The sequence below is a fragment of the Klebsiella sp. JN_Kp121 genome (assembly GCF_040062145.1).
GTDB classification, from domain to species: domain Bacteria; phylum Pseudomonadota; class Gammaproteobacteria; order Enterobacterales; family Enterobacteriaceae; genus Klebsiella; species Klebsiella aerogenes.
Map to the genome: position 1 here is coordinate 13361 of NZ_JBEAHX010000006.1, position 18712 is coordinate 32072.

15 protein-coding genes and 1 pseudogene are annotated in these 18712 nt (G+C 55.9%); 7 read left to right on the plus strand and 9 right to left on the minus strand.

Annotation, left to right across the window (positions count from 1 at the left end; translation table 11 throughout):
- Positions 1-11: 11 nt before the first annotated feature.
- Positions 12-530, plus strand: coding sequence for a bifunctional 3-hydroxydecanoyl-ACP dehydratase/trans-2-decenoyl-ACP isomerase (fabA, locus tag ABLU86_RS10370; RefSeq protein ID WP_015704907.1), 519 nt, complete (start codon positions 12-14; stop codon positions 528-530).
- A 93-nt stretch (positions 531-623) separates the two neighbouring features.
- Here the strand turns inward: fabA and rmf are convergent, their stop codons facing one another.
- From rmf to rlmKL, 6 genes are all read right to left on the minus strand, one after another.
- Positions 624-791, minus strand: a complete 168-nt coding sequence (rmf, locus tag ABLU86_RS10375; RefSeq protein WP_015704906.1) for a ribosome modulation factor — start codon at positions 789-791, stop codon at positions 624-626.
- A gap of 254 nt (positions 792-1045) precedes the next feature.
- Positions 1046-1609 (minus strand): membrane integrity-associated transporter subunit PqiC, encoded by a 564-nt coding sequence (pqiC, locus tag ABLU86_RS10380; RefSeq protein WP_348796113.1) that lies wholly within the window; start codon positions 1607-1609, stop codon positions 1046-1048.
- On the minus strand, positions 1609-3246 hold the full coding sequence (gene pqiB, locus ABLU86_RS10385; protein ID WP_348796114.1) for an intermembrane transport protein PqiB: 1638 nt from the start codon (positions 3244-3246) through the stop codon (positions 1609-1611). Before pqiB ends, pqiC begins: the two co-directional genes overlap by 1 nt.
- Positions 3236-4504: a membrane integrity-associated transporter subunit PqiA gene (pqiA, locus tag ABLU86_RS10390; protein ID WP_032714173.1), complete on the minus strand. Its 1269-nt coding sequence runs from the start codon at positions 4502-4504 to the stop codon at positions 3236-3238. Before pqiA ends, pqiB begins: the two co-directional genes overlap by 11 nt.
- A 14-nt stretch (positions 4505-4518) precedes the next feature.
- On the minus strand, positions 4519-6426 hold the full coding sequence (locus ABLU86_RS10395) for an ABC transporter ATP-binding protein (protein WP_348796115.1): 1908 nt from the start codon (positions 6424-6426) through the stop codon (positions 4519-4521).
- A 12-nt stretch (positions 6427-6438) separates the two neighbouring features.
- Complete coding sequence (gene rlmKL / locus ABLU86_RS10400) at positions 6439-8544, minus strand: bifunctional 23S rRNA (guanine(2069)-N(7))-methyltransferase RlmK/23S rRNA (guanine(2445)-N(2))-methyltransferase RlmL (RefSeq protein ID WP_020079245.1); 2106 nt, start codon at positions 8542-8544, stop codon at positions 6439-6441.
- Positions 8545-8642: 98 nt separating this feature from the next.
- Between rlmKL and ABLU86_RS10405 the strand changes: the two genes are divergently transcribed.
- Positions 8643-9752 (plus strand): YcbX family protein, encoded by a 1110-nt coding sequence (locus ABLU86_RS10405; protein WP_020079246.1) that lies wholly within the window; start codon positions 8643-8645, stop codon positions 9750-9752.
- On the opposite strand, the gene zapC is transcribed toward ABLU86_RS10405, so the two are convergent.
- Complete coding sequence (gene zapC / locus ABLU86_RS10410; protein ID WP_048230745.1) at positions 9749-10291, minus strand: cell division protein ZapC; 543 nt, start codon at positions 10289-10291, stop codon at positions 9749-9751. The two genes, ABLU86_RS10405 and zapC, sit on opposite strands and share 4 nt — an antisense overlap.
- Positions 10292-10460: 169 nt before the next feature.
- A complete protein-coding gene (pyrD, locus tag ABLU86_RS10415; protein WP_045362313.1) occupies positions 10461-11471 on the minus strand; it encodes a quinone-dependent dihydroorotate dehydrogenase in 1011 nt (336 codons plus the stop codon).
- Between the two features lie 248 nt (positions 11472-11719).
- Between pyrD and ssuE the strand changes: the two genes are divergently transcribed.
- The 5 genes and pseudogenes from ssuE to ssuB all read left to right on the plus strand — a co-directional run bounded on the left by ssuE (position 11720) and on the right by ssuB (position 15964).
- Entirely contained in the window at positions 11720-12295 is a 576-nt protein-coding gene (gene ssuE, locus ABLU86_RS10420) for an NADPH-dependent FMN reductase (protein WP_015704899.1), read from the plus strand.
- Positions 12288-13287: pseudogene (locus ABLU86_RS10425) on the plus strand (sulfonate ABC transporter substrate-binding protein). The gene ssuE and the pseudogene ABLU86_RS10425 overlap by 8 nt, the downstream one beginning before the upstream one ends.
- Entirely contained in the window at positions 13247-14392 is a 1146-nt protein-coding gene (ssuD, locus tag ABLU86_RS10430) for an FMNH2-dependent alkanesulfonate monooxygenase (protein WP_015367446.1), read from the plus strand. The pseudogene ABLU86_RS10425 and the gene ssuD overlap by 41 nt, the downstream one beginning before the upstream one ends.
- A 10-nt stretch (positions 14393-14402) precedes the next feature.
- The gene (gene ssuC / locus ABLU86_RS10435; RefSeq protein ID WP_015367447.1) at positions 14403-15194 is read left to right on the plus strand and encodes an aliphatic sulfonate ABC transporter permease SsuC; all 792 of its coding nucleotides are present in this window, start codon (positions 14403-14405) and stop codon (positions 15192-15194) included.
- Positions 15191-15964 (plus strand): aliphatic sulfonates ABC transporter ATP-binding protein, encoded by a 774-nt coding sequence (gene ssuB, locus ABLU86_RS10440; protein WP_047041720.1) that lies wholly within the window; start codon positions 15191-15193, stop codon positions 15962-15964. The genes ssuC and ssuB overlap by 4 nt, the downstream gene beginning before the upstream one ends.
- Positions 15965-16061: 97 nt before the next feature.
- On the opposite strand, the gene pepN is transcribed toward ssuB, so the two are convergent.
- The gene (pepN, locus tag ABLU86_RS10445) at positions 16062-18677 is read right to left on the minus strand and encodes an aminopeptidase N (protein ID WP_042892900.1); all 2616 of its coding nucleotides are present in this window, start codon (positions 18675-18677) and stop codon (positions 16062-16064) included.
- Between the last annotated feature and the right edge of the window lie 35 nt (positions 18678-18712).

An 18712-nucleotide genomic window follows, 5' to 3' on the forward strand; every position in this document is an offset into this window, starting at 1 on the left:
TTACTGAAAACATGGTAGATAAACGCGAATCCTATACAAAAGAAGATCTTCTTGCCTCTGGTCGTGGTGAACTGTTTGGCGCGAAAGGCCCGCAACTGCCGGCGCCGAGCATGCTGATGATGGACCGCGTCGTCAAGATGACCGAAACCGGCGGCAACTACGACAAAGGTTACGTTGAAGCTGAGCTCGACATCAACCCAGACCTGTGGTTCTTCGGTTGTCACTTCATTGGCGACCCGGTAATGCCTGGCTGTCTGGGTCTGGACGCAATGTGGCAACTGGTTGGCTTCTATCTGGGCTGGCTGGGCGGCGAAGGGAAAGGCCGTGCGCTGGGCGTAGGCGAAGTGAAATTTACCGGTCAGATTCTGCCGACGGCGAAAAAAGTCACCTATCGTATCCACTTCAAACGCATCGTAAACCGTCGCCTGATCATGGGCTTGGCGGATGGCGAAGTGCTGGTAGATGGTCGTCTGATCTACTCTGCAACTGACCTGAAAGTCGGTCTGTTCCAGGATACTTCCGCGTTCTGATTTACCTTCCGTACTTATCCTGAAGTACAAAAGGTCCTGAAGTACAAAAGGCGAAGCCTTCGCAGAGCGAAGGCTTCTTTTTTAAAGAGACAGTCAGGCAGTTTGCACCCTGTCCTCCATGGCTTCTCGCCAACCTCCTAGCCAATGGGACCTCTGATTAAGGGTCTGGTAGGGACACATTTCTTTCGATCTGCCGGTAATGCCGGCCTGATATCCACGCTGATGTGCCCGTTCCAGGCGATCTCGTTTTTGTCTCTTCATGCCTCGTTTCCCTCATTATTTGATCTGGTGGAAAAGAAAACAGTGGTCACTAAATATGCAACCACGTATAACCTTTACCGCGAAACGCAGGCAGCGTCAATGCGCAAAATTCACGCCAGTGTCATATTTGTGAGCTATATGAAAGTTCATTTGTACAAAAATCGTGAGCCAGCACAACTATCAACCTGATGCGGCAAATAAAAAAGCCGCGGCGATTTTTCAGGTCGCGGCGGCTTTAATTTTATTAATTTTACTTATGGCAGGCGGTTCAACTCACTCGCAATCGCGGTGGCTTCCTGGCTCCAGGCCTGCGCCAGAGTCTTAACCATCGCGTCATAGCCATCCTGCTGTTGCTTAAGTTCAATATTGAACGGACGCTTGATTAACTGCCCCTGATGCTTAAGCAGCCATTCACCGCTAACAATGACCCGGCCGTCGTAGCGGCCGTGGAAGCCGCTAACGGAGACATTAAGCGTATCCTGCTCGCTGCCTAACGGCTGCGATGCCACCACCCAACCCGGCAGTTGATTGCTCAGATTCGCCACCAGCGTGGTACATAACTGCTGGTCCAGCGGGCTCGCCCACAGATTGTTATTAGCAATCACATACTGCACATCGGTAGTCTGATAAACCACGCCATTCCCGGCCAGATAATCAGGGATACTGACCTGCTCAACCCACAGCAAATTCTTGCTCTGGTTGACGGCGCTTTGCGCGCCGCTCTTTGCTACCGGTAATTGATAGTAAGTTTTACTCTCACCACCGCTGCTGCAGGCCGTCAGTACGCATACCGCTGCCGCTACTAACCACTTTTTCATTATTTCGCTCCCTTCGGCTGCGGATCTTTTTTATCCTTGGCCTCAAATACCAGCGCATTGCTCTTGTCGTTGAGGGTTTTCAGTACCGGCTGCAGTTCACGAAGCACCTGATCCAGTCGCTGCATATCCGCAACCATCTTATTGTAGGCCGCCGAGCCTGGCTGGAAGCCCTGCATACTGCGGTTCAACTCGCGCAACGTACTCTGCATATCAGCTGGAAGCTGCTGCATCGACTGGCTTGAAGTGATCTTATTCAAGTTGTCGAGCGTAGTCTGGACACGCTGCATGGTTTTCTGGCTCTGCGCCAGGGTACTGGTCGCCTGCTCCAGCAGCGGGTTAATCGGCAGATTGTTAATCTTATCGAGCGCATCCATCAGACGCTGCTGGATCTGCGCCAGACCGCCGCTGACGGTTGGAATGATCGGATAGCCGCCGAACTCCTGAATCTTGCCGCGCGGAGGCGCTTTCGGATAGAAGTCGAGATCGATATACAGCGCGCCGGTGACCAGGTTGCCGGTTTTCAGCGAAGCACGAAGCCCGCGGTTGATCAGATCGTCAATATGCGCGCGAATGTTCGGATCGCCGCCCAGTTGATTGATCAGACGTTCCGGCTCGATACGTATTTCAACCGGGATACGATAATCATCGTTCAGGCTCTGTTTCAAACCGGGGATAAAGAACGGCACTTTGCCGACGGTACCAAGACGAATACCGCGGAATTCAACCGGCGCCCCTGGCTGCAGACCACGCACTGAATCTTTAAAGAACAGGACGTAATCGATATGTTGGGTGAACACCGAATCCTGAATACTCTTCTGATCGTCAAACAGGTGGTATTCCGTTTTATTCGCCACCGGCTCGCCGAGATCAAGTCCTTCCGGAATGTCAAAACTCACACCGCCGCCAAACAGCGTCGACAGCGATCCCATCTCGACGCGCATTCCCGCGGACGTGAGGTCAACCGCGATACCGCTATCTTTCCAGAAGCGAACGTTGGTCGTCACCAGACGGTCGTTCGGCGCATTGATAAACAGCTGATAGGTGATGCGGCGCTTCTGCGTATCAAAGGTACTGGTTTCAACCGAACCAACGCGATAGCCGCGGAACAGCACCGGATCGCCAGGCGAGAGTTGCCCGGCTTTGCTACTTTCCAGCAGAACACGGATGCCTTTGGCATCCGGTGAAGCCAATGGCGGCGAATCCAACAGCGGATACTGCAGCGCCACAGAACCTTCTTTACCTGGCTGCAATTCGATATAGGCGCCGGAAAGCAAGGTGCCGAGGCCGCTAATCCCCTCGCGCCCCACCTGCGGTTTTACTACCCAGAACACCGAGTCTTTATGCAGCAGCTTCTGCATCCCCGAGTTCAGACGCGCTTTAATTTCTACATGTTTCAGGTCATCAGTCAGGATAGCGCTTTCCACTACCCCGACATCAACGCTGCGGCTCTTGATACGCGTTTTACCCCCTTCAATGCCTTCGGCGTTGGTGGTGATAAGCGTCACCTCCGGCCCCTGGTGGCTGTAGTGGTAAAACAGTATCCATGCGCCGATGAGCACAGTCACAATCGGAAAGATCCAGACCGGTGACCAGTTCTTCACCTTCTGCACTTTCGCTTCTCCGCTCTTATTTTCCATGCTGTTGCATTTCCTCATGGCTTGGATCTGGTTCACGGTCCCACAATAGACGTGGGTCAAACATCATGGCCGAGAACATGGTCATAACAACGACCAGCGCGAACATCACCGCGCCTATCGCCGGATAGATATTCATCAAGCCTCCCATACGCACCAGCGCCGAGAGTACCGCGATGACAAAAACGTCGATCATTGACCAACGGCCAACAAATTCAACCACTTCATAAATCAGGTGCATACGCTCTGAATCACGCGCGCCGTTTCCGTTCGCACTCCAGCATAGCCAGCCGATAGCGATCATTTTTAACGTCGGCACCATGATACTGGCGATAAAGATAACCAGCGCGACCGGGTAAGAGCCCTCACTCCACAGCAGAACGACGCCCGCCATGATTGTCGACGGCATTTTATCGCCCAGCAGATCGGTAATCATAATCGGCAGAATATTGGCGGGTAAATAGAGCACAAATGACGTCAACAGCAGCGCCAGCGTCCACTGCAGGCTGTTTTTACGCCGCGGGGTACCTTTGGTGTGACAGCGTGGACACTCTTTCTCATCCGCTGGCAGCACCGCCGTGCAGCACGAGCAGGAGCGTAACCCCTGGCGAAGCCCCGGCACGCCAGGGCGCAGCGGCTGCTTAATGACCGGCATTGGCGCAATGTCGTCCCACAGCCAGCGGCGATCGACGCACTGAAACGCCCGCAATTGCAGCAGGCAGAACAGACACCAGGGAACAAAGCTCAGCCCAACGCCGATATCACCATAGGCCATGAGTTTAACGAAGCTAACCAGCACCCCGGCGAGGAAAATCTCCGCCATCCCCCAGCTTTTGAGGTGAAACAAAATCCGCGCCAGAAACGCCTTCAAGCGTGAAGGCATATGAACGCGATTGACCAACAATAAGATGGTTACCAGACAAAACGCCGGGACCAGTTGGACAAAGAGTAAAAAGAACGTACCGAGGCTGGCGTAATCCTCGGTGAACAACACATTAGGGATTTCCAGCAGCTCAATTTCGCTGCTGATCCCGCCGACTTTCATATAAACAAAAGGAAACAGGTTCGCCAGCAGCAGCATGAACAGCGCCACCAGCGCATAGGCCGTGGGGCGCTGCCGCGGCGCGTCCCACGATGTGGTGAGCGTGGTGCCGCAGCGTGGGCATGCGGCTTTCTGGCGATGCTCCAGCGGCGGCAAAGCCACCAGCAGATCACATTGTGGGCACAATATGTGCCGCGCAGCATGATGATGATCGCACATGAACACTCCTCAGCTTAAGCGCCGTTTTTGAGTCCTTCGAGATATTCCCAGCGTTCAAAGGCCGCTTCCAGGGCCTGTTCCGCTTCCGCTAACTGCGCCAGCACCTGCTGGGTCTGGTCATGCGGCTGGCCGAAGAAAGAAGGATCGGCAACTTTTTCCTGCAGCGTCTGCAGTTGAGTTTCCAGATCTTCCAGCTTCTGCGGCAGCTGTTCCAGTTCGCGCTGCAGGTTATAGCTTAGTTTGCTGGCGGAGCGTTTGACACTTTCTGCTTTCGGTTGAGCGACTTCCGCCGGTTTTTTTACAATCGGCTGTTTATTCGCCAGCGACTGCGCTTGCTGTCCGCGCGCGTCGTGATAACCGCCGATATATTGGCCGATACGCCCGCCGCCCTCGAAGATCCAGCACTCGGTCACGGTGTTGTCAACAAATTGACGGTCGTGGCTCACCAGCATCACGGTGCCCTGGTAGCCATCGATCAGCTCTTCCAGCAGTTCCAGCGTTTCGACATCAAGGTCGTTAGTCGGTTCATCAAGAATCAATAAGTTACTGGGTTTCAGGAACAAGCGCGCGAGCAGCAGACGGTTACGCTCCCCGCCGGACAACGCGCGTACCGGGGTCATCGCCCGTTTTGGATGGAACAGGAAGTCCTGCAGATAGCCCAGCACGTGACGCGGCTTACCGTTAACCATCACCTCTTGTTTACCTTCCGCAAGGTTATCCATCACCGTGCGGTCCGGATCCAACTCCGCGCGGTGCTGATCGAAGTAGGCGACTTCCAGCTTGGTACCGACGTGGATACGCCCGCTATCGGCCTGCAACTGGCCGAGCATCAGCTTCAACAGCGTGGTTTTACCGCAGCCGTTCGGGCCAATCAGCGCAATCTTGTCGCCACGCTGGATTTGCGCGGAGAAATCTTTGACCAGCACTTTGCCGTCAACCTGATAGTTGACGTTTTCCATCTCAAAGACGATTTTGCCGGAGCGAGAAGCCTCCTCGACCTGCATCTTCGCGCTGCCCATCACTTCACGGCGCTCGCCGCGTTCGCGACGCATCGCCTTCAGCGCGCGGACGCGGCCTTCGTTGCGGGTACGACGCGCTTTAATCCCCTGACGGATCCACACCTCTTCCTGCGCCAGCTTGCGGTCGAATTCAGCATTCTGTAACTCTTCGACGCGCAGCGCTTCTTCTTTATCCAGCAGATATTGATCGTAATTGCCCGGATAGGTCACCAGCTTGCCGCGATCGAGATCGACGATGCGCGTTGCCATATTGCGGATAAAAGAACGGTCGTGCGAAATGAAGATGATGGTGCCTTTGAAAGATTTGAGGAACCCTTCCAGCCAGTCGATAGTTTCGATATCGAGGTGGTTAGTCGGTTCATCCAGCAGCAGTACGCGAGGCCCGCTAACCAGCGCGCGGCCCAGCGCCGCTTTACGCAGCCAGCCGCCGGACAGCGACGCAAGCTGCGCGTCGGCGTTAAGGCCAAGCTGCTCGATCACTTCGTTGATACGGCTATCTAACTGCCACAGCCCCAGGTTATCCAGCTGTTCCTGCAGGCGGGCCAGTTCATTTAAATTTTTGTCGCTCGGATCGGTCATCACCTGATGCGAAACATCATGATAGGCCTTCAGGTACGCCGCCTGTTCGGCGATCCCTTCCGCGACAAAATCGTACACCGTACCGGCGACGTTACGTGGAGGCTCCTGCTGCAGACGCGCGACGATCAGATCCTGTTCATAAATAATACGCCCATCGTCCAGACCCTGCTCGCGGTTGAGGATTTTCATCAGGGTCGATTTACCGGCGCCGTTACGCCCTACCAGGCAGACGCGTTCGTTATCTTCGATATGCAGTTCAGCATTATCCAGCAGCGGTGCATCGCTGAACGAAAGCCAGGCGCCGTGCATACTAATCAGTGACATTCTTTATTCCTTTCAGGCCGCGGTAATCAGCCAGCAGTTGTGGATCTGACGGTTGCGGGCAAAATCCTGCGACAGCGTTTTTTGCGAAATTTCTTGCGCCTTCAGGCCAAGTGCCGCCAGCCCGTCATGATCCATACGGAAACCGCGTTTGTTATTCGAGAACATAATCGTGCCGCCTTTACGCAGCAGACGTTTTAGATCGGTCATCAGACGGATATGATCGCGCTGCACATCAAAGGCATCTTCCATTCGTTTGGAGTTGGAGAAGGTCGGCGGATCGATAAAGATCAGATCGAACTGCTCGGTGCTTTCCCGCAGCCAACCCAGCACGTCCGCCTGCATCAGGCGATGCGCACGGCCGGTTAAACCATTGAGACGCAGGTTGCGTTCCGCCCATTCCAGATAGGTGCGTGACATATCGACAGTCGTAGTTGAGCGCGCGCCGCCCAGACCGGCGTGAACGCTGGCGCTGCCGGTATAGGAGAACAGGTTAAGGAAATCCTTACCCTTGCTCATCTGGCCGAGCATACGACGGGCGATACGGTGGTCAAGGAACAGACCGGTGTCGAGATAGTCGGTAAGGTTAACCCATAGACGCGCGTTATACTCCTGTACCTCGATAAAGTCGCCCTTCTCCGCCATCTTCTGGTACTGATTTTTACCCTTCTGCCGCTCGCGGGTCTTCAGCACCAGTTTATTCGGCGCAATCCCTAACACCGCGATAGTCGCGGCGATAATATCGAACAGACGCTGGCGCGCTTTGTGCGCATCGACGGTTTTCGGCGGCGCGTACTCCTGCACCACCACCCACTCGCCGTAGCGGTCGATAGCTACGTTATATTCCGGCAAATCGGCATCGTACAGGCGATAGCATTCAATGCCTTCCTGACGCGCCCACTTTTCAAACTTCTTCAGGTTTTTACGTAAGCGGTTAGCAAAATCTTCCGCCAGCATCGCCGGCTTGCCGCCTTCGCTTTCCGCCAGATGATAGTTCTTCTGTACGCAGTCCAGCGGGCCGTTTTTGGCTTTAAACTGTTTATCGGCACGCAGCTGCAGGCAGCTCAGCAATTCCGGCGAGGCGCTGAAGACCGACAGGTTCCAACCGCCAAACTGGTTTTTCATAATCCGCCCCAGCAGGCTGTGCAGGGCAATCAGCGCCGGTTCGCTTTCCAGACGCTCGCCGTACGGCGGGTTACTGATAACGGTGCCATACGGGCCTTTCGGCAGCGGATTATTGAGCTGCGCTACGTCTTTTACTTCGAAATTGATAAGCTCGCCAATACCGGCGCGGCGGGCGTTGCGGCGCGCGCGTTCAATCACGCGCTCGTCGACGTCTGAGCCGTAGAAGCGCGATTCATAAGCCGCCAGCCCCTGGCGAGCGCGCGTTTGCGCCTCGGCTTTCACCTCTTTCCAGATAGCGTCATCGTGTTGCGCCCATCCGCCGAAGCCCCAGTGGCCGCGGTGCAGGCCCGGCGCACGATCGGTCGCCAGCATCGCCGCTTCAATCAGCAACGTGCCGGAACCGCACATCGGATCGAGCAGCGGCGTTCCCGCTACCCAGCCGGAGCGCATGACGATTGCCGCCGCTAGGTTTTCTTTGATCGGCGCCATGCCGGTGCCATCACGGTAGCCGCGCAGATGCAGGCCTTCGCCGCTTAGATCCAGTGAAATATGCGCCGTCTCTTTGTTCAGCCAGACGTTGATACGCAGATCGGGATTCTCACGATCGACATTCGGACGCGGCAGATTTTTACGCGTGAAGCTATCGACGATAGCGTCTTTGACTTTTAATGCGCCATACTGACTGTTGCGGATTTCCTCATTGAGGCCGCTAAAATGCACCGCGAAGGTGGCGTCAGTGGTAAAGATCTCCGTCCACGGAATCGATTGAACCCCCAGGTAGAGATCCAGATCGCTATACACGCTGCACTCACCCAGCGGCAGCATGATGCGCGAGGCCAGCCGGCTCCACATCAGGCTTTGATACAGCAGGCGCGTATCTCCCTGAAAATGAACCCCGCCCTGGACGACCTGGCACGCCGTGGCGCCAAGTCCTTCCAGTTCAGTTTTTAACAGCTCTTCAAGACCACGAGCCGTGCTGGCAAACAGAGATTTCATATCGTCACTTTTACTTAAAGAAAATTGGTGCGCATTATAGCCAATATGTGCCCTATGTCATAAAGTTAAAGGCTTATTTTTGAACCCAGGGGCAGCGTATGGTAACGCTATCGAAACTTTTTATTCATCCCGTCAAATCCATGCGCGGAATTGGCGTCACCCATGCCTTTGCCGATATTAGCGGCATGGCCTTCGACCGCATCTTTATGCTGACTGAAACCGACGGTACGTTTATTACCGCGCGCCAGTTTCCGCAGATGGTGAAATTCCTGCCTTCGCCGCTTCATGACGGCCTGCACTTGACCGCGCCGGATGGCAGCAGCGCGCTGGTGCGCTTTGATGATTTCGCTCCCCAGGGCGAGCCGACGGAGGTGTGGGGCAACCATTTCACCGCCTTGATCGCGCCAGCCGCCATCAACCAGTGGCTCAGCGGCTTCTTCAACCGCGACGTCCAACTGCGCTGGCTCGGGCCGCAGCTAACCCGGCGAGTAAAACGCCACGACGCGGTGCCGCTCTCCTTCGCCGATGGTTATCCCTACCTGCTCGCCAATGAAGCCTCGCTTCGCGATCTGCAGCAACGTTGCCCTGCCAGCGTAAGCATAGAACAGTTTCGCCCTAATCTGGTGGTTACCGGCGCCGCGGCGTGGGATGAAGATAGCTGGAAAGTTATTCGCATCGGCGAAGTGGTATTTGACGTCGCCAAACCCTGCAGCCGCTGCATTTTCACCACCGTCAGCCCGGAGCGTGGGCAAAAGCATCCGTCCGGCGAGCCGCTGGAGACGTTAAAGCGTTTTCGTACCGCGCAGGATAACGGCGACGTTGATTTTGGCCAGAATCTGATCGCCCGCAACAGCGGCGTTATCCGCGTGGGTGATGAGGTGGAAGTGCTGACGCGCGGCCCGGCGAAAGTCTATGGCGCTGGCGATAGCGACGATACGCTGGCGGCCGATGCGCAGCCAAAAGCGACGGTTGAGATTGAGTGGCAGGGGCAACAGTTTACCGGCAATAACCAGCAGGTACTGCTGGAGCAACTGGAACAACAGGGCATTCGTATCCCTTATTCCTGCCGCGCCGGGATCTGCGGCAGTTGTCGTATCCGCCTGGAAGAGGGTGAAGTGAGTCCGTTAAAGAAAAATGCGGTCGCCGCGGATGGCACCATTTTATGCTGCAGCTGCGTACCGAAAACCGCGCTGCGCCTGGCGCCTTAAACCGCCTGCCCCAGGCTGTAGCTGGCCGCGCTCTGCGCCGGCTGCAGTCTGTCGTTCATAATTTTAATCACATCGCCTAACTGCATCACCCGCCCTGCCAGAGTCAATCCCGGTTGCGCCAGCAGGCAAAGCGTGGCGTTTTCACCCGGTTCGACCACCAGCAAATTGACCTGCTCGCCGGTATCGCTGATCCACACGCTGGCGGCGTCGCCGCTGGTCGGCTGCCAGTTCTGCTGGTGAGTAGTGAAATGCCAGCTCTTCGGCATCTGCGGTTTCAGAAAACGGATCGCGGTTAAGGCATTTAATACTAATTCGGCACGCTGCTCTTTGTTTAATTCAATATCACGGCATTTTTCTTCAAAAGAAAAATAGAGCGCCGCGTCATCGACGCAAAATCCCGACGGCGAGAAAGCGTCAGGCGTTAACATGCGCCGGGCAAAACGTGAGCGAAATAACATACCATTGGCCAGATCGAGCATCATGCGGTCATGCTCTTCGTCGTAATACCAACGCCAGTTATCGTCAGGTTTAATCCGCATTTCTACCCCCGTCCTCTTCCACTTCCTTCTGCAAAGCAATGGCATCCTGCTACAGAATAATTTCTAAAATTAAGAAAAGACTAAAATGTCTAAATAAGCAACAATGAAGGAATATAAAACAACCAGGGCCGGAAATAAAGCCCTGGGGAAGATTCAGAAGGGGAAAAGATTAGATGTGTGTAACAATTTCTTTAATCAGCGGTGGCCCTTTAAAAATAAACCCGGAATAAATCTGCACCAGCGTGGCGCCAGCAGCCAGCTTTTCACGAGCGGCAATCACCGAGTCAATACCGCCAACTCCGATAATGGGCAAACGACCATTTAATTCCGTGGCCAGCATACGAATAATCTCGGTGCTTTTTAATTGTAATGGACGACCACTCAACCCACCGGTTTCATCACAATGCTTCATCCCCTGGACCAGTGAACGATCGAGGGTGGTATTGGTAGCAATGACGCCATCAATATTATGGCGGACTAAGCTGTCGGCTACCTGGATCAATTCTTCGACAGAAAGATCCGGGGCGATCTTCACCGCCACAGGAACATATTTTTGATGTTTCTGTTGAAGTTCGAGCTGCTTATTTTTAATACCGCTGAGTAAATCATCCAGCGCTTCACCATATTGCAGAGTACGTAACCCTGGGGTATTCGGCGAGGAGATATTAATGGCGATATATCCAGCGTATGGATAGACTTTTTCCATACAAATCAGATAATCATCTTTACCCTGTTCAACCGGGGTGTCTTTATTTTTACCGATATTAATCCCCAGCACGCCGTCAAAATGCGCTTTTTTCACATTCTCGACCAGGTTATCAACGCCGTGGTTATTAAAGCCCATGCGGTTGATCAAACCTTCGGCATCGACGAGACGGAAGATCCTCGGCTTGTCATTGCCCGGCTGCGGACGCGGAGTCACGGTGCCAATTTCAATTGAGCCGAAGCCCATCGCACCGAGCGCATCAATGCACTCGCCGTTTTTATCAAGCCCGGCCGCCAGCCCCAGTGGATTCTTGAAAGTGAGCCCCATACAGGTAACGGGTTTCGACGGTACTTTTTGCCGAACCAGTATTTCCAGCGGCGTGCCGGTTACGCGGCGTAATTGTTGGAAGGTTACTTCATGAGCGCGCTCAGGATCGAGCTGAAAAAGAGCTTTACGAACGAAGGGATAGTACATGAACTCTCCTGGATTCCCGGTGTGCAAACCGGGGGCGTATTATGTTCGATCCGCGCCCGAAAGGGAATTGACCTGCGACAAAAAATCACGCGTCCAACGCAAACGTTTACTTCTCTGCCGCCTGTTATGCGCATTTTGGCAATTTAACCCCGGAAAAATCATTTAGGGAAATAAACGCCCTCTGTCACACTGCCATAAAATGTTATCAATTATAGATAAATGCAAACATTTGGTTATAAGGAGAGAGTATGCGCGTTATTACACTCGCGGGCAGCCCCCGCTACCCTTCTCGCTCAAGCGCATTGCTGGAGTACACCAGAGAGAAACTTACCGCGGCCGACATCGAAGTCTATCACTGGCATTTACAGAATTTTGATCCCGAAGATCTGCTTTACGCCCGCTTCGATAACCCCGCTCTGCATACCTTAAATGAACAACTGGCCGGCGCTGATGGCCTGATTATCGCCACTCCCGTCTATAAAGCCTCTTTTTCCGGCGCGCTGAAGACGCTACTGGATTTGCTCCCCGAACGCGCTCTGGAAGGCAAAATTGTCCTGCCGCTGGCGACAGGCGGCACCATCGCCCATATGCTGGCGGTCGATTACGCCCTGAAGCCGGTGCTTAATGCTCTCAAAGCGCAGGAGATCCTCCATGGCGTATTCGCCGATGACAGCCAGGTCACCGATTATCAACATAAACCGCAGTTCACACCGAATCTGCAAAACCGTCTCGACCAGGCGCTGGAGACCTTCTGGCAGGCGCTGAATCGCCGTAACAGCCGCATCCCGGGGCTAAAGACCTTACAGGGGGTTGAGCATGCTTAATCCTCTGCGTGCCCTGACTCTCGGCGGGCTACTCGCGCTTTCCTTTATTACGCATGCGGCCCCGCAGGCGCCGGAAGCGTTACGCATCGGCTACCAGAAAGGCAGCGTCAGTATGGTGCTGGCAAAGAGCCATCAGCTGCTGGAGCAGCGCTATCCGCAAACTAAGATTTCGTGGGTCGAGTTTCCCGCCGGGCCGCAAATGCTGGAAGCGCTGAACGTCGGCAGTATTGATATCGGCAGTACTGGCGATATTCCACCGATTTTCGCTCAGGCTGCCGGCGCCGATCTGGTCTATATCGGCGCGGAACCCGCGAAACCAAAAGCGGAAGTGATTCTGGTCGCCGATAACAGCCCAATCAACAGCGTGGCTGAACTGAAAGGCCGTAAGGTGGCGTTCCAGAAGGGCTCCAGTTCGCATAATCTGCTGCTGCGCGCTCTACAGCAGGCAGGTCTGAAATTCAGCGATATCCAGCCGGTGTATCTTGCCCCCGCCGATGCCCGCGCCGCTTTTCAGCAGGGTAATGTCGATGCCTGGGCTATCTGGGATCCCTATTACTCTGCGGCGCTGCTGCAAGGCGGGGTACGGGTACTGAAAGATGGTAGCGACCTGAAGCAAACCGGTTCGTTCTATCTTGCCGCCCGTCCTTATGCCGAAAAGAACGGCGCCTTTATCGAAGGGGTGCTGGCGACCTTTAGCCAGGCGGATGCCCTGACCATCAGCCATCGCCAGCAAAGTATTGCCCTGCTGGCCAAAACGATGGGACTACCCGAAGCGGTGATTGCCAGCTATCTCGACCATCGTCCGCCAACTGCGATATCGCCGGTAAGCGCTGAAACGGCCGCTCGCCAACAGCAAACCGCCGATCTGTTCTATGAGAACAAGCTGGTACCGAAAAAAATCACTATTCAAAACCGTATCTGGCAGCCTGCCCCCGCACAAGGAGCGAAATCATGAGTCTGAATATGTTCTGGTTCTTACCCACCCACGGTGACGGCCGCTATCTGGGCACCGACGAAGGCGCGCGCCCGGTAGACTACAGCTATCTGCAGCAAATCGCCCAGGCCGCCGACCGCCTCGGCTTCACCGGCGTACTGATTCCCACCGGGCGCTCGTGCGAAGATGCCTGGCTGGTTGCCGCTTCAATGATCCCCGTCACCCAGCGGCTGAAGTTTCTTGTCGCGCTGCGCCCAAGCGTGGTATCCCCCACCGTCGCCGCGCGCCAGGCGGCTACCCTTGACCGGCTCTCTAATGGCCGGGCATTGTTCAATCTGGTCACCGGCAGCGATCCGAATGAATTAGCTGGCGATGGGGTATTCCTCGACCACACCGAACGCTACGAAGCCTCCGCCGAGTTCACCCATATCTGGCGCAAACTGATGGAAGGTGAAACCGTGACTTTCCACGGCAAGCACCAGCACGTGCGCGGGGCGAAACTGCTCTTCCCACCGCAGCAGCAACCGCGACCGCCGCTCTACTTTGGCGGCTCCTCGGACGTTGCGCAGGATCTGGCCGCCGAACAGGTCGACCTCTACCTGACCTGGGGCGAACCGCCAGCGCAGGTGGCGGAAAAAATCGCCCAGGTGCGTGAGAAAGCCGCGCGCCTCGGCCGCAGCGTCCGCTTTGGTATTCGTTTGCACGTCATCGTTCGCGAAACCAATGAAGAGGCATGGCAAGCGGCGGAGAGCTTAATCTCCCATCTGGATGACGAGACCATCGCCCGCGCGCAGGCAGCCTTCGCGCAAACCGATTCTGTTGGCCAGCACCGCATGGCGGCGCTGCACAACGGCCGTCGCGACAAACTGGAGATCAGCCCGAACCTGTGGGCCGGGGTCGGGCTGGCGCGCGGCGGCGCAGGTACTGCGCTGGTTGGCGATGCGGCCACCGTCGCTGAACGTATTAATGAATACGCCGAACTAGGCATCGACAGTTTTATCTTCTCCGGCTACCCGCACCTTGAGGAAGCCTGGCGAGTCGGCGAACTGCTGTTCCCGCTGCTCGATGTCAACGTCCCGACGATCCCTCAGCCGCAAAACTTGCGCCTGCAGGGCGAAGCGGTGGCGAACGAATTTATCCCGCGTAAAGCGGCGCAAAGTTAGGGAGCGAACTATGGCAGCCTCTTCGCAAAAACTTCTATTACGCCTCGCTCCTTGGTTTTTACCGGTGGGCACCGTGCTTATCTGGCAATTGGCGTCATCGGTAGGCTGGCTCTCAACCCGTATTCTCCCCTCTCCGGAGGGGGTACTGAAAGCCTTCTGGACGCTCTCCGCCAGCGGCGAGCTGTGGCAACACCTGGCGATCAGTTCCTGGCGCGCCTTACTCGGCTTCGCCATTGGCGGCTCCATCGGCCTGACGCTCGGACTCATCAGCGGCCTCTCGCGCTGGGGCGAACGCCTGCTGGATACCTCCATCCAGATGCTGCGCAATGTACCGCATCTGGCGCTGATCCCCCTGGTGATTTTGTGGTTCGGTATTGACGAAAGCGCCAAAATATTTCTTGTCGCGCTGGGGACGATGTTTCCGATTTATATCAATACCTGGCACGGCATCCGCAATATCGATCGCGGTCTGGTGGAAATGGCGCGTAGCTATGGCTTATCAGGATTCGCCCTCTTCCGCCACGTGATCCTTCCCGGCGCCCTGCCCTCGATTATGGTTGGCATTCGCTTCGCCCTCGGATTGATGTGGCTGACGCTTATCGTCGCTGAGACCATCTCCGCGAATGCCGGAATCGGTTATCTGGCTATGAACGCCCGCGAGTTTCTGCAAACTGACGTGGTGGTGGTCGCCATTATTCTTTACGCCATTCTCGGCAAGCTCGCCGATTTTAGCGCGCAACTGCTGGAGCGCGTGTGGCTACGCTGGAACCCGGCGTACCGTCTTCAGGAGGCTAACGCATGAATACTGCTCGTATTAATCCCGGGATCCCGCTCTTACTCAATGGGGTCAGCAAACGCTACGGCGACAATGTCATTCTCAATGAGCTGGATTTACATATTCCTGGCGGGCAATTTGTCGCGGTGGTCGGCCGCAGCGGCGGCGGCAAAAGCACCCTGTTGCGCCTGCTGGCCGGGCTGGAAAAACCCAACGGCGGCGAACTACTGGCAGGCGCGACGCCGCTTGCGCAGATTCAGGATGAAACGCGTATGATGTTCCAGGACGCGCGGTTGCTGCCGTGGAAGACGGTTATCGACAACGTTGGACTTGGGCTGAAGGGCCAGTGGCGCGATGCCGCCCGCCAGGCGCTGGCCAGCGTCGGGCTGGAAGAGAGAGCCGATGAGTGGCCGGCGGCCCTCTCCGGCGGGCAAAAACAGCGTGTTGCGCTGGCCCGCGCGCTGATCCATCGCCCGCGTCTGCTGCTGCTGGATGAACCGCTGGGAGCGCTTGACGCCCTCACCCGTCTGGAAATGCAGGAATTGATTGTTTCGCTCTGGCAAGAACACGGCTTTACCGTGTTGCTTGTAACTCATGATGTGAGTGAAGCGGTGGCGATGGCCGACCGGGTGCTGTTAATAGAAGAAAAGAAAATTGGCCTCGATTTGAACGTGGATATTCCACGTCCGCGGCGGTTCGGCTCGGCGAAGCTGGCGGAACTGGAAGCGCAGGTACTCGATCGGGTGATGAAGCGCGGCGACAACGAGCGTGCGCCGCGTTTGTTTAGTCATGGCTAACTGACGTTCCCGGCCCGCGCTTCGCTCGGCCGGGCTACCAAATCGCACAGCGCTGTAGCCCCGGTAAGCAAGAGCGCCACCGGGGATTTTGCGGCCGTTACGCCAGCGCTTTGGTAATCTTCTCGAACAGATCGCCGGAGAGATTCTCCAGCCCTTTCAGCTGTTCCAGCGCCGCACGCATCTTGGCCTGACGTTTCTCATCGTAGCGTTTCAGACGAATCAGCGGCTCAATTAGACGCGACGCCACCTGCGGGTTGCGGCTATTGAGCTCGGTCAGCATTTCCACCAGGAACTGGTAACCGCTGCCGTCTTCGGCATGGAACGCCGCCGGGTTGCTACTCGCGAAGGCGCCGATCAGCGAACGTACCCGGTTTGGGTTGCTCATCGTGAATGAACGGTGCTTGAGCAAGCCGCGTACCGTCTCAACCACATTGGCCGCCGGGCTGGTGGACTGCAGAATAAACCACTTGTCCATCACCAGGCCGTCCTGGTGCCACTTATCGTCATACTCCTGCATCAATGCATCACGGCACGGCAACTCAGCCGCCACCGCCGACGACAGCGCAGCCAACGCGTCGGTCATGTTGTCAGCATGATGATACTGGGCTTGCACCAGCTTATCTGCCAACTCAACATCGCCAAAAGCCAGATAGCGCAGGCAGGTATTGCGCAGGGAACGTTTACCGATATCGGCATGGTCTACGCGATAGCTGTCGAGCTTGTTGGCGTTGTAAACCACCAGCAGCTCATCGGCCAGCTCTTTCGCCAGCGTACGGGTCAGCGCTTCGCGCACCGCCGCGATGGCAATCGGATCGATGATGGTGAACAGTTCGGCGATTTCGTTGGCCGACGGCAGCGTTAAAATTTCCGCCGCCAGCGCCGGATCGATCTTCTCGTCGAGCAGAATCGCGCGGAAAGCGTCAGCGACGTGGATCGGCAGCGACAGCGGCTGCCCCTGCTGATGGCGGTTAACGTTGAGCTTGATGTAGGTCGCCAGCAGGCTCTGCGCGGCATCCCAACGCGAGAAGTCGTTACGCGCGTGGCGCATCAGGAACGTCAGCTGCTGGTCGCTCCACTTATATTCAAGCTTGACCGGCGCGGAGAATTCACACAGCAGCGCCGGTACCGGCTGGAAGTAAACGTTATCAAAGACGAACGTCTGTTCCGCCTGGGTGACATTCAACACGTGGTGCACCGGATGGCCGCCTTTCTGCAGCGGGATCGCTTTGCCTTCGTTATCGTACAGCTCGATACTGAACGGGATGTGCAGCGGCTGCTTGTCGGCCTGTTCCGCGGTCGGCGGCGTACGCTGGCTGATAGTCAGGGTGTACTGCTCGGTTTCCGGGTTATAGTCGTCATGCACGGTAACGACCGGCGTGCCGGACTGGCTGTACCAGCGACGGAAATGCGACAGATCGACGTTCGAAGCATCTTCCATCGCCTGCACGAAATCATCGCAGGTGGCGGCGCTGCCGTCGTGGCGCTCAAAGTACAACTGCATCCCTTTCTGGAAATTGGCTTCGCCGAGCAGGGTGTGCAGCATACGGATCACTTCCGCGCCCTTTTCGTATACCGTCAGGGTGTAGAAGTTGTTCATCTCAATAACCATATCCGGACGGATCGGGTGCGCCATCGGGCTGGCGTCTTCGGCAAACTGCAGCCCACGCATGGTACGAACGTTGTTGATGCGGTTCACCGCGCGCGAGCCGAGGTCGGAACTGAATTCCTGATCGCGGAATACGGTCAGCCCTTCTTTCAGGCTGAGCTGGAACCAGTCGCGACAGGTCACGCGGTTGCCGGTCCAGTTATGGAAATATTCGTGACCAATGACGCGCTCAATATCGAGGTAATCTTTATCGGTCGCGGTATCGGTACGGGCCAGCACGTATTTAGAGTTAAAGACGTTGAGGCCTTTGTTCTCCATCGCCCCCATATTGAAGAAGTCGACGGCGACGATCATATAGATGTCGAGGTCATATTCGAGACCGAAACGGGTTTCGTCCCACTTCATTGAATTTTTCAGCGAGGTCATCGCCCATGGCGCGCGGTCGAGGTTGCCGCGGTCAACGTATAGTTCAAGCGCGACTTCACGCCCGGAACGGGTGGTGAAGGTGTCACGCAGCACATCGAAATCGCCGGCCACCAGCGCGAACAGGTAACAGGGTTTTGGGAACGGATCCTGCCACTGGATCCAGTGACGGCCATTGTCCAGCTCGCCCTGCGCGACGCGGTTGCCGTTAGAAAGCAGGTAGGGGTATTTGGCTTTATCGGCAATGATTTTGGTGGTGAAGCGCGCCAGCACATCCGGGCGGTCCAGATACCAGGTAATATGGCGGAAACCTTCAGCTTCACACTGGGTACATAGCGCTTCGCCTGACTGATACAGGCCTTCCAGCGCGGTGTTCGCCGCCGGGCTAATTTCGTTGACGATAGTCAGGGTGAAACTGTCCGGCAAACCGCCAATCACCAGCTGATTATTTTCTTCTTTATAGTCGTTCCACGGCTGACCGTTCACCTGCAGTGAAATCAGGGTCAGGTCTTCGCCATCCAGACGCAATGGCACATCAGACGCAGCCGCGTGACGGGAAACCTTACTCTCGGCCGTGACAACGGTTTTCGCGGCATCCAGGTCAAAGGTCAAATCAATATCGCTAATCAGATAATCCGGCGCACGGTAGTCGTGGCGGTATTTGGCTTGGGGCTGTTGTGTCATAAAAAACCTTTAGCGTGTCTGTAAAGTATCGGTTC